Consider the following 11,280-nt stretch of genomic DNA (forward strand, 5'->3'; position numbering starts at 1 on the left):
TGCATTCTTGCCATTTCGAAAAAATCCACGGGACGGTATGCTTTTAGCAGATAAAGAAGTCTACATACAATGGAGGGATTCAGATGGCAGGGTTGAATTTAGTGAACATCAGAAAAGAATACGAAAAAGGCGTCGTATCCGTACAGGATTTCAACTTAGAGATCCGCGACAAGGAGTTCCTCGTACTCGTCGGCCCTTCCGGCTGCGGGAAGTCCACGACGCTCCGCATGATCGCCGGGCTTGAAGACATCACCGAGGGCGACCTCTACATCGGCGAAAAACGCGTCAACGACGTGTCGCCGAAAGACCGGGACATCGCGATGGTGTTCCAGAACTACGCCCTGTATCCGCACATGAGCGTCTACGACAACATGGCGTTCAGCCTGAAGCTCCGCAAAATGAAAAAGGATGAAATCAAGAGCCGCGTAAACAACGCTTCTGATATCCTTGGCCTGGGTGATTACCTGGACCGCAAACCGAAAGCCCTGTCCGGCGGGCAGCGTCAGCGTGTGGCTCTCGGGCGCGCCATCGTCCGCGATGCTGAAGTATTCCTGATGGATGAGCCTCTGTCCAACCTGGACGCTAAACTGCGTGTGCAGATGCGTGCGGAGATCCAGAAGCTCCACCGCCGCCTCCAGACGACTACCGTCTATGTCACGCACGACCAGACGGAAGCGATGACGATGGCGACACGCCTCGTGGTCATGAAAGACGGCTTTATCCAGCAGGTCGGCTCGCCGAAAGAAGTGTACGACCTGCCGGACAATATGTTCGTCGGCGGCTTTATCGGTTCGCCATCCATGAACTTCCTGCGCGGCAAAATCGTCGGCGATTCGTTCGTGATGGAAGGCGTAAAAGTGCTCGTGCCGGAAGGAAAGCTTTCGATTCTGCGCGACCAGGGATATGTCGGCAAGGACATCATCCTCGGCATCCGCCCGGAAGATATCCACGACGAGCCCCTATTCCTGCAGCATTCGCCGCAGACGAAGATTGTCGCGTATGTAGAAGTATCGGAATTGATGGGATCCGAAATCGTCCTCTACTCGAAGGTGAACGACCAGGACTTCATCGCCCGTGTCGACGCCCGCTTCAATGTTCAAGCCGGCCAGACGATCGACATGGCGTTCGATATGAACAAAGCGCATTTCTTCGATATTGATACGGAGTTGCGGATTAAATAATCAATTAGAAAAACCGGCCGGTAACTTCGGTCGGTTTTTTCATGTAGATAAAAAGTGATTACTTCCCCAAAAATATATGGATAGAATCCATACCGGATCCTCCGTTTCAGCCGGACGCGTTCCGCGGGCTCGCGCCGAACTAACTCGGTCCTTGCGTCCCGAGTGGATTTCGACACTTCACTGTCCCGCTGGAGTCGCCGGCTTTCACTTCGGATCCTTCATGTAGATGCTACCCGGATGTGTCGCTTTTCATCTTAACTAGATGGTGGGCTTCAATCGGATTATCGTTAACTTTCAAAAGAAAGAGAGATGGCGGTACGCCGCTTCGCTGATAGAGCTTCTAGGTTTATAGAAGTCCACAAGTCTTCTCCTCTCTAAAACCAGAACCCCTCACCGAGCGAGGCGCGTCTGTGGGCTAGGCGAAGCAAGAAGACAGGCGGTTTCCCTGGCTTCTTGCGGAAGCCATGCCCCAAGCGTCCGAGCGGTCATTCCCAGATACGAAGAATAGAAAAAGGCAGTCCCAAAAGCCGTTAACACCGGCTTTCAGGACTGCCTTTATACATGTCCTTTCGTTAACAGTTTACGCCTTCGCTAAAATCAAGACGCCTTTCGCTTCCAATTGCGTGCTGCCGCTCAATTGTTGGCCAGTCAGCACTTCCTTATACTCGCTGTCCCCGAGCTCGATCGCTGCTTCTTCGTTATTGTGGTTCAGCACGAACAGGTAGGTCTGCCCGTCTTTCACACGCTCGGTTGTTTCCACGCCTTCCGGTACGGCAAGCAGCGGCTCGACGCCGGCTTCTTCGCACACGGTCTGCAGGAAGTCGACCAGGAAGTCGGCATCCGGGCTTGATGCCACGTACCACGCTTTCCCTTTTCCGAACTGGTTGACGGTCAGGACCGGCATCCCTTTATAGAAGTCGGAGCCGTATTCGGCGACGGCTTCTGCGCCTTCTGTGTGGATCAGGTCAAACAAGAGATTGCAGGAATAGCTGCCGTTCATCTTGCCGCGGGTATCCTTCAAGACGATTTGATTCGTTTCGTCCGGATGAAGCGCATCGATTTCCTCTGCCCAAACGCCGAGGACGTTGCGCAGTTCGCCCGGGTATCCGCCAAGCGTCACGATATCGGTTTCATTGACGATGCCGCTGAAGAACGTCGTCAGGAAGGTGCCGCCGTTTTCGACGAAGCTTTCGACTTTTGCTGCGTAGCCTTCTTTCACCATGTACAGAACCGGTGCAATGACGACATCGTATTGGCTCAAGTCTTCTTCGACGCCGATCATGTCGACTTGGACGTTCAATTTATAAAGCGCGTCGTAGTATTTATGGACTTCGTTGACATAGTCGAGCGACACGGACGGGCCGCTTGAAAGTTCCACTGCCCAGCGGTTTTCCCAGTCAAAGACGATGGCGACTTTGGCGTTGACGCGTGCATCAAGCAGCGTATCACCTAGTTGGTTGAACTCTTTCCCGATTTGCGCGACTTCATTGAATACCCGCGTGTTTTCATGGCCGACGTGTTCAATAACCGCGCCGTGATACTTTTCACAAGCCCCGACAGAACGTCTTAATTGGAAATACAGAATGGTGTCTGCCCCGCGGCCGATTGCCTGGTAGCTCCATAAGCGCATGACGCCTGGACGCTTCAAGGAGTTGTACGGCTGCCAGTTTTGCTGGCTCGGCGTCTGCTCCATCAGCATGAACGGCTGCCCACTCTTGAGCCCGCGCATCAAGTCATGCGTCATCGCCGTATAGCTGTAAGGCGTATCGATTGCCGGGTAGTTGTCCCATGAGACGACGTCCATTTCTTTCGCCCATTTGAAATAATCGAGCATCGGGTACGTGCCCATCAGGTTGGTGGTGATTGGTGTTTTCGCCACGTGTTTCCGGATGGCGTTGTACTCCAGTTTATAGCAGTCCAATAGGCTGTCCGACTGGAAGCGGCGGTAATCGAGCGAAATGCCCTGGAAATCGGATTCGTTATTTTCGCGTTCTTCGCTCAGCATGTTCGGCGGTACGATTTCGTCCCATTCGTAGAACGTGTGGCCCCAGAATCCGGTGTTCCACGCTTTGTTCAGCTTTTCGATTGTGCCGTATTTGTCGCTCAGCCATTTTTGGAAAGCGGTTTGGCAATTGTCGCAATAGCAGTAGCCGCCGTACTCGTTGGAAACGTGCCAGATCAGGACGGCCGGATGGTCTTTGTAGCGCTCCGCCAGTTTCCCAGCGATCTTCTCGGAGTATTCGCGGTACGTCGGGCTGTTCGGGCATGAATTGTGGCGGCTGCCGAATTTCCGTTTCCGGCCGTAGAAGTCGACGCGGAGGACATCCGGATATTTTTTCGCCATCCATGCCGGATGCGCTGCCGTACTGGTCGCAAGGCATGTATAGATGCCGTTTTCATATAGGCGGTTGATCTTGTCATCGAGCCAGTCGAAATTATAGGTTTCTTCATTCGGCTGGTTCAAAGCCCAGGAAAAGACGTTCAATGTTGCTACGTCAATCCCTGCCAGTTTGAACATGCGTACGTCTTCGTCCCAGATTTCCTGCGAATCCCATTGTTCAGGGTTGTAGTCCCCGCCGTGCCAAATTTTCGGCAATTTTTCGTTAATCATTTGATTCCATCCCTTCTATCTCAAGCCCGGTCATCCGAGCTTTGGCTGGTCCAGCAATTGGATTTGGTCTGTCGTGGTGTTTTCAAGTTCCAACACGACGATTTCATTGTTTGCTTCTTTCAATAACGGCCCCGGTAAATACAAGCGTTGCTGCGGCCCGGCCGGGTTCCAGTAGCGGCCAAGGTTAAAGCCGTTGATGAAGACATTGCCTTTGGTGAAGCCCTGCGTGTCAACATACACATCAAGCCCTTCCGCCGCATCGAATGTGCCGCGGAAAAATTTCGGAAACCGTTCTTGATTGCTTTTCCCATAATTCTCTGGCAAGCGGTCCATTTCGATTTTGAACATTTCCCAGTGGAAGAAATACTGTTCGCCGAGCCACAGGTTTTTGAGCAAGCCTTTTTGGTCGGTCAAATGCTCGCCGTAATTGGCGCGCCCCATATTCTCCACCAGGATCTCCAGCGTGTTCAGTTGTTCCGGGAAATCCAGGACGAGCGCTTTGTCTTCGTCGTTGATGTACGTCGTTGCAACGTAGCGGCCGTTGATGTAGATGAAGCCGCGGTCGCGGATATTGCCCGAATTCATTTTCAGTTCGCCTTGGCGGTTGACGGTCGTGCGGTACAGCGTATAGCCGTATGCCTGATCGATGTCTTCCATCGGCAGCGGCACAATGCGCTCGACTTTTTCGCTGATGCTTCCGAGGACATCGAACAAGCTGACGCTTTCCCCTACGTTCACCGTTCCGTATTCCGTGGCCGTCGCTGTCTCTTCAAAATCCGCCGGCACTTCGGTGTATGCGCTCAGCACTTTCTTGACCGCCTTGTATTTCTCCGTAATCGCGCCGCCTTCCGTCAGCAAGCTGTCGTAATCGTAGCTCGTGATCGTCGGGTAGTAGATGTCGTAATGGTTCGCGCCGTTCATGAAGCCGAAGTTCGTGCCGCCGTGGAACATATAGAAATTGACCGAAATGTTCTTGTCCATGATTTCCTTGAAGACGGCCGCGACATCATCGCCGCTTCGGACCGTGTGTTCGCCTGACCAATAATCAAACCAGCCGATCCAGAACTCGGCCACCATCTTCGGCGAACCCGGCTTGAACGCTTCGAGCGCGTCGAACGATTCGTCCACCCGTGAACCGAAGTTCAATGTGGTGGTGATGTCCGGAAGCGAACCTTGCGCGATAAAGTCCGGGCCGTCTGAGGTGAACAGGAATGTATCGAGTCCGTGCTTTTGGTACTGGTCTTTGTAGAAATCCAAGTATGCCAAATCATTGCCATAGGCGCCGTATTCATTCTCGATCTGCATGGCAATGACCGGCCCGCCGTTTTGGTACAAATGCCGTTTGAATTTCGGCAACAGGACGGCGAAATAATCTTCCACATGCTTCAGGAAAGACGGGTCGCTGCTTCGCATGACCAGCCCTTTGTTTTTTAGGAGCCAGGACGGCAAGCCCCCCATTTCCCACTCCGCGCAAATATAAGGGGCCGGGCGCAGGATCACGTAAAGCCCCACTCCTTGGGCAAGCTCGATAAACCGTTCGATGTCCGCCATTCCGGAAAACTGGAATTCGCCTTTTTTCGGTTCATGGAAGTTCCACGGGATATAGGTCTCCACCGTATTCAGCCCTAACGCCTTCAGCTTCTGTAAGCGGTCTTCCCAATGCTCCGGCACTGTCCGGAAGTAATGGATGCCGCCCGATAAGATTTGGAAAGGCTTTTCTTCTATATAAAACGATCCGTTGTTAACAGTCAGCACGTTGACGCCTCCTATGTATGCCGGAATGCGGGTTTGCCGCTATGGATCTTTCGCAAACCCGGTTCCGGTTATACTCGCTTCACTTTGTAGACGGCTGAAGAGAAATCAGCCGGATGTTCATTCATGCGGTAGCGGTTAAGCTGCAAGCCGGCCCCCATCAATTCGTCCCCGTAAAATGTCGAATCGATCCCGTCGATCGTGTATTCGAATTCAGGGTTCAGCCCTTTAAAGAACACGCGGGAAAGCCCCGGATTCGGCTTCGACAGGACCTGGTAATAGCCGAGCAGCGCTTCGCTTTGGTCCTCTGACACCACCAGCCAGCTGGTGCGGTTGCCGTCTTCTGCAAACGGGCTTTCGATCCGGTAAAACTGCCCTTGCTGGATCAGCGACCGGTTTTCTTTGTAGAACCGGATCTGTTCTTTCACTTGTTCTTTTTCTGCATCTGTCATCATCGTCACATCCAGTTCATAGCCGAAAGCGCCGAAATATGCAACGTTTGCGCGTGTCTCCAGACTTGTCACGCGCCCCACTTGGTGGTTCGGCACGGCCGAGACATGGGCGCCCATCGAAGAAACGGGATACACGAGCGACGTGCCGTATTGGATTTTCAAGCGCTCCACCGCATCGGTATCGTCGCTCGTCCATCCTTGCGGCGCATAATGCAGCAAGCCCGGATCAAAGCGGCTGCCGCCTCCTGCGCAGGACTCGAACAAGACATGCGGAAATTCCGCCGTCAGCCGTTCATAAAGCGAATACACGCCCAGGATATAACGGTGCGCCACTTCCCGTTGCCGGTCTGCCGGAAGGCCGAGCGACCCGACTTCCGTCATATAGCGGTTCATGTCCCATTTCACGTAGGAAATCGGTGCTTCCTCCAAAACCTTGGCCATCAAGCCGTGAATAAAATCCACGACTTCCTGCCGCGAGAAATCCAGCACAAACTGGTTTCTGCCATGCGACATCCGGCGATTCGGCACATGGATCACCCAGTCCGGATGCGCGTTGTACAAGTCGCTCGCTTTTGAAACCATCTCCGGTTCAAACCACAACCCGAATTCCATCCCGAGGCCGGTGATGGCTTTTGCCAATTGTGTGATGCCGTTCGGCAATTTGCGCTTGTCTTCGAACCAGTCGCCGAGCGAACTCGTGTCCGCGTCGCGTTTGCCGAACCAGCCGTCATCCAGGACGAACAATTCCACTCCCAGCTCTTTCGAAGACTTGGCGAGTTCAAATATTTTCTGTTCATCAAAATCGAAATACGTCGCTTCCCAGTTGTTGATCAGCACCGGACGTTCCCGGTCGCGCCATTTCCCGCGCGCCAGCCGGGTCCGGTACAACCGGTGATAGGTCTGGCTCATGCCGTTCAAGCCCTCGTCCGAATACACCAGGACCGCTTCCGGCGTCTGGAACGACTCCCCGTTTTTCAGGAGCCAGTTAAAATCGAACGGATTGATGCCGAGCATCAAACGCGCCGTGTCGTAATGGTCCACTTCCACCTGCGCCAGGAAGTTGCCGCTGTAGACCAGGCTTGCGCCGTAGACTTCGCCTTGGTGTTCCGTCGTTTCCGGCCGCTTTAAGGCCAGAAACGGATTTTGCTGGGCACTGCTCGTCCCCCTCGTGCTCGCGATGCTCTGGAGCCCCGGCACCAGCCGGCGGTTTTTGATATGCCGCTCCCTGGCCCATGCCCCCGACAACTGCACCATCTCAAAATTGGCATCCGACAAATCGATGCTGGCGCTCATCACCCTCGTCAAATTGACCTCCGCCTCGCCGTAATTGGTGAAACGGGCCGAGCGGGCTATAGCATCCAGCTCTTCAAAAACTGTGTACGAAAGCCGGACTTCCACGTCGATTTCTTTGTCGTATAACGTAATTTCCAGCGTCGTCGCTTCCCCGTCGTTTTCCGCATACGTAGCCGGCAAGCCTTCCAGTTTCTCTTTGCCTCCGAAAATCCGGTGGTCCTGATAGACGAAATCGGTGATGCGGCTGCCTCCTTCTTGCAGCACTTGATAAGCGGGTTCGCGGAAATCCGTCGTTCCGTATGCCGGATATTCCTGTTTCACAATATCCAGCGAAAAGACCAGATCCCCTTCTGTCGTGCAGGCGGTATTTGGCGTGGCTTCCACATGGAACAAGCGCTCGAACGACTCCCGATGGCGCAATTTCTTCCCGTAGTAAAGCTGGCCCAACTGGCAATTTTCCATCACGCTGAAAATATAGCTCGTTTTCTCGGTTTGCAGGTGAAACTCCCGTGTGGAGCCATTGTATAAAATCGGCACAATTTCCCTCCTCGTTGTTGATCAGATCAAGTGGACTATTTAATCCTTTTATACGTTTTCAGCCTGGTGCTGAATATTTATAGAGTGAGAACAAATACGTGTATTACTACTACTTACCTGGATATGCAGCAAAACAGCGGAGACTCCCGCGGAATAGCGAAGTGCCGAAATCCCCTTGGGCGTTTAGCCCAAGTTAGTTCGGCGCAAGCCCGCAGGAAAGCGCAGCTGTTTTGCGAAATATCAATATTCATTTTTTCATCTAACCCTTAACCGAGCCCATCATGCCGGCCACAAAATGCTTCTGCATCAGGAAGAACACCAGCGCCGTCGGCAAGGTCGCGATGACGATCGCCGACATGATGACGCCGTAATCCGGCGAGTAGCTCGAGCCGAGGTTCGAAATCAGCAGCGGAATGGTCCGCTTTTCCGGCGATTGCAGGATGACGAGCGGCCAGAGGTAGTTGTTCCAGCTGTTCATGAACGAGATGATCGCGGCTGCGGCATATGTCGTTTTCATCGTCGGCATGTAGATTCGGAAAAAGACGCCGATTTCGCTCAGGCCGTCAATCCGCCCCGCTTCCACCAGATCTTTCGGGAACATTTTCGTGTTCTGGCGGAAGAAGAAGATGAAGAACGCCGTTGTCGCGGTCGGCAGAATGACTGCGCCGAGCGAGTCGATGCCGATCAGCGGCGCCGTGTCGCTGATGCTGCCGAACATGCGGTACAACGGAACCATGATTGCCGCAAATGGAATCATCATCGACAGCAGCAGGATGTTGAAGATGATGTCCTTGCCTTTGCTGCGGTGGATTTCGAATCCGTAGCCTGCAAGCGATGCCAGGAGCAGCGTCAAAATCGTGGTGATGACCGCAATGATCGCTGAGTTGGTCAAGGCCGGTACGATGTCCACGGTTTGGAACAGCGTGGTCATGTTTTCAACCAAATGGGTGCCCGGCAGCAAGCGCCCTTGCGTCACATCCACCGATTTATTGGTGATGCTGACGAGCATCCACAGGAACGGAAAAATGGAGACGATGGCCGCGAGGCTTAGGAACGTGTAGATAAAGATTCTTTTCACATTTTTCATTTCTTCTCACCCGCCACTCTGAATTGGATAATCGAAAGAATCACGACGAGGATCACGATGACGTACGATACGGTCGATGCGTAGCCGAAGTCAGGCGTGTACTCGAACGACAGGTTGTAGATGTATTGCGAGATGGAGATCGTCGCATTTCCCGGTCCGCCGTTGGTGATGTTGACGATTTCATCGAAGATCTGCAGCGTCCCGATCGTCGAAGTGATCGATGTGAACAAAATGATCGGTTTCAGCATCGGCACCGTGATCTGGAAGAACTGCTGGATGGAATTAGCCCCATCAATTTTGGCTGCTTCGTAGATCGACTTGTCGACGTTCTGCAAAGCGGCCAAGTAGAAAATCATGTTATAGCCGGTCCATCTCCACGTTATGGCAAGGATGATGACCACCTTGGCCCAGAACGGATCGGCCAGGAAGTTGATCGATTGGGAGATAAAGCCGAAATTGAGCAAAAACAGGTTGATGATGCCATCCACACCGAACAGGTATTTGAAGATGACCGAATAGGCGACCAGTGAAGTGACACAGGGCAAGAAAATCGCGATTCTGAAAAACCCTCTGAACTTCAAATTCGGGTCATTTAACAGGACCGAGAAAAATAACGCCAATACAATCATCAATGGCACTTGAATGAGCAGGTAAATTGATGTATTGGTTAGCGCTGCGATAAATGTCGGATCGCCGAACAATCGCTGCCAGTTTTCCAAGCCCACATACTCGAGATTGCTTCCCATCCCGGATTGGAACGATAAGAGAAACGCTTGGACCATGGGATAGAAGTTGAAAATGGTAATGGCGATGACTGAAACAATGACAAACAGCCAACCGGCTTTTTTCCTGAAATAAACACCGGTTTTCTCGCGTTTGCTTTCTTTATAACGCACCGGAAGATCGAGTTCGTCTTTTTTTGTTGCTTGCTGGGTCATGTTCCTCATTCCTCCTATAAAAAAACTTGGGCTGCGCCCGGCTGGCGAGTGATAAAGCACTTCTACCAGTCCAAAAGCGGCAACCCAAGGCTTCAGTTATTTCCATTCCAATTATTTGAGCTGCGCTTCTGCTTGTCCTTGGACATTTTCAAGTACTTTCGTAAGCTCTGTCCCGTTCAAATAATCCTGCATTCCAGTGACCAAAATGTCTTCGATGGCGTATGTGTGAAGGCCATAGTTGACGCCTGGAATTTCATCTGTCCATTTCGAGAAGTCGGTGATGATCTGCTGTCCGCCGAAGAATTCGTCTTCGACTGCATACGCGTCTCCTTCAGCTGCTGCTGAATAAGTTCCAAGAGCGCCGATGTCTTTTACAAGCGTCTGGTACAGATCTGCATTCGAGCCGAATGTGTTCAGCATGAAGTCAGCCGCTTCTTCCTTGCCGTCGATGTTCAAGACGTACCATGAGCTGCCGCCTAGGTTCGAAGCGTTCACTGCGCCTTCCATATCCAATCGCGGCATTGGCACGACTGCCCATTTCCCGGATTGTGATGCTTCTTGCTTGATGCTCGGTGTGATCCAGTTGCCGGTCGGTACGCTGGCAACATCGCCGCTGTTGAAGGCGCCGACAAATTGGCTCCAGTCGGAAACGATTTTCCCGATATCCGCATCCATCATCTTCTTGTATGTTTCAAATGCTTTTGCCAGTGATTCATTGTCTGCAAGGTTCGGGGTTGAACCATCTTCTTTCACATACCATGATCCGTTCGTCTGGATCATCATGCGGATCTGCCCCAAATCGTTCGGGTCCAATGTCAGCATGTTCTTGCCTGTCGCTTCTTTCACTTTCTTGCCGATTTCAATGTATTCATCCCACGTGATGTTCGTGACGTCTTCTACGGTATAGCCTGCTTGTTCCAGATAGTCCGTGCGGACATACAATCCGGCCACCCCTGAATCGAATGGCAATCCGTATTGCTCGCCTTCATAGCTGGTTGTTGCAATTTTGTATTCTGCAAAGTCTTCGGAATTGATGACATCTGTCAATGGATGGAACGCATCCGGATAAGCCTGCAGGAAGCTTTGTGCCCGGTAATCTTCGATCAGGACGATGTTCGGCATCCCTTTGGTCGTCCCTGAGCTAAGCCCTGTGTTGAGCTTCTGGATAATATCGTCTTGCGCGTTTTCAATGATTTTCACTTCATATTCGCCGTCGCCGCTATATGCTTCTTTCGCCTTTTCAAGCGCTGCGATATTGAATGCAGGATCCCAAGCCCAAGCTGTAATCGTGTCCGTGCCTGATGAACCTCCTGAACTTTCGCTTCCGCTCGCTTCTTCATCCCCCGAAGAACAAGCTGCCATCAAAAGCATGCCGATCGCCAGCACTAACATAAGATAAACTTTCTTCATCCGAAATCCCCCTTTTTTG

Annotated in this window: 7 protein-coding genes; 1 reads left to right on the plus strand and 6 read right to left on the minus strand. The window is 52.3% G+C overall.

Going from position 1 to position 11,280, the window contains the following annotated elements; genetic code table 11:
• The first annotated feature begins 83 nt into the window (after positions 1–83).
• Positions 84–1,181, plus strand: coding sequence for an ABC transporter ATP-binding protein (locus ACFSDB_RS09080; RefSeq protein WP_204891979.1), 1,098 nt, complete (start codon positions 84–86; stop codon positions 1,179–1,181).
• Between the two features lie 580 nt (positions 1,182–1,761).
• Here ACFSDB_RS09080 and ACFSDB_RS09085 read toward each other — a convergent pair.
• The 6 genes from ACFSDB_RS09085 to ACFSDB_RS09110 form a co-directional block, all read right to left on the minus strand.
• Positions 1,762–3,792, minus strand: a complete 2,031-nt coding sequence (locus tag ACFSDB_RS09085) for a beta-galactosidase (RefSeq protein ID WP_204891980.1) — start codon at positions 3,790–3,792, stop codon at positions 1,762–1,764.
• Between the two features lie 30 nt (positions 3,793–3,822).
• The gene (locus tag ACFSDB_RS09090; RefSeq protein ID WP_204891981.1) at positions 3,823–5,547 is read right to left on the minus strand and encodes a glycoside hydrolase family 35 protein; all 1,725 of its coding nucleotides are present in this window, start codon (positions 5,545–5,547) and stop codon (positions 3,823–3,825) included.
• Positions 5,548–5,615: 68 nt separating this feature from the next.
• Positions 5,616–7,826 (minus strand): alpha-galactosidase, encoded by a 2,211-nt coding sequence (locus tag ACFSDB_RS09095; protein WP_204891982.1) that lies wholly within the window; start codon positions 7,824–7,826, stop codon positions 5,616–5,618.
• A gap of 259 nt (positions 7,827–8,085) precedes the next feature.
• Positions 8,086–8,913, minus strand: coding sequence for a carbohydrate ABC transporter permease (locus tag ACFSDB_RS09100; protein WP_204891983.1), 828 nt, complete (start codon positions 8,911–8,913; stop codon positions 8,086–8,088).
• On the minus strand, positions 8,910–9,851 hold the full coding sequence (locus ACFSDB_RS09105; protein ID WP_204891984.1) for a carbohydrate ABC transporter permease: 942 nt from the start codon (positions 9,849–9,851) through the stop codon (positions 8,910–8,912). Before ACFSDB_RS09105 ends, ACFSDB_RS09100 begins: the two co-directional genes overlap by 4 nt.
• Positions 9,852–9,962: 111 nt before the next feature.
• Positions 9,963–11,261, minus strand: coding sequence for an ABC transporter substrate-binding protein (locus tag ACFSDB_RS09110; protein ID WP_204891985.1), 1,299 nt, complete (start codon positions 11,259–11,261; stop codon positions 9,963–9,965).
• Positions 11,262–11,280 lie beyond the last annotated feature (19 nt).

The organism is Planococcus chinensis, from assembly GCF_042681545.1.
Taxonomy (GTDB): Bacteria; Bacillota; Bacilli; order Bacillales_A; family Planococcaceae; genus Planococcus; species Planococcus chinensis.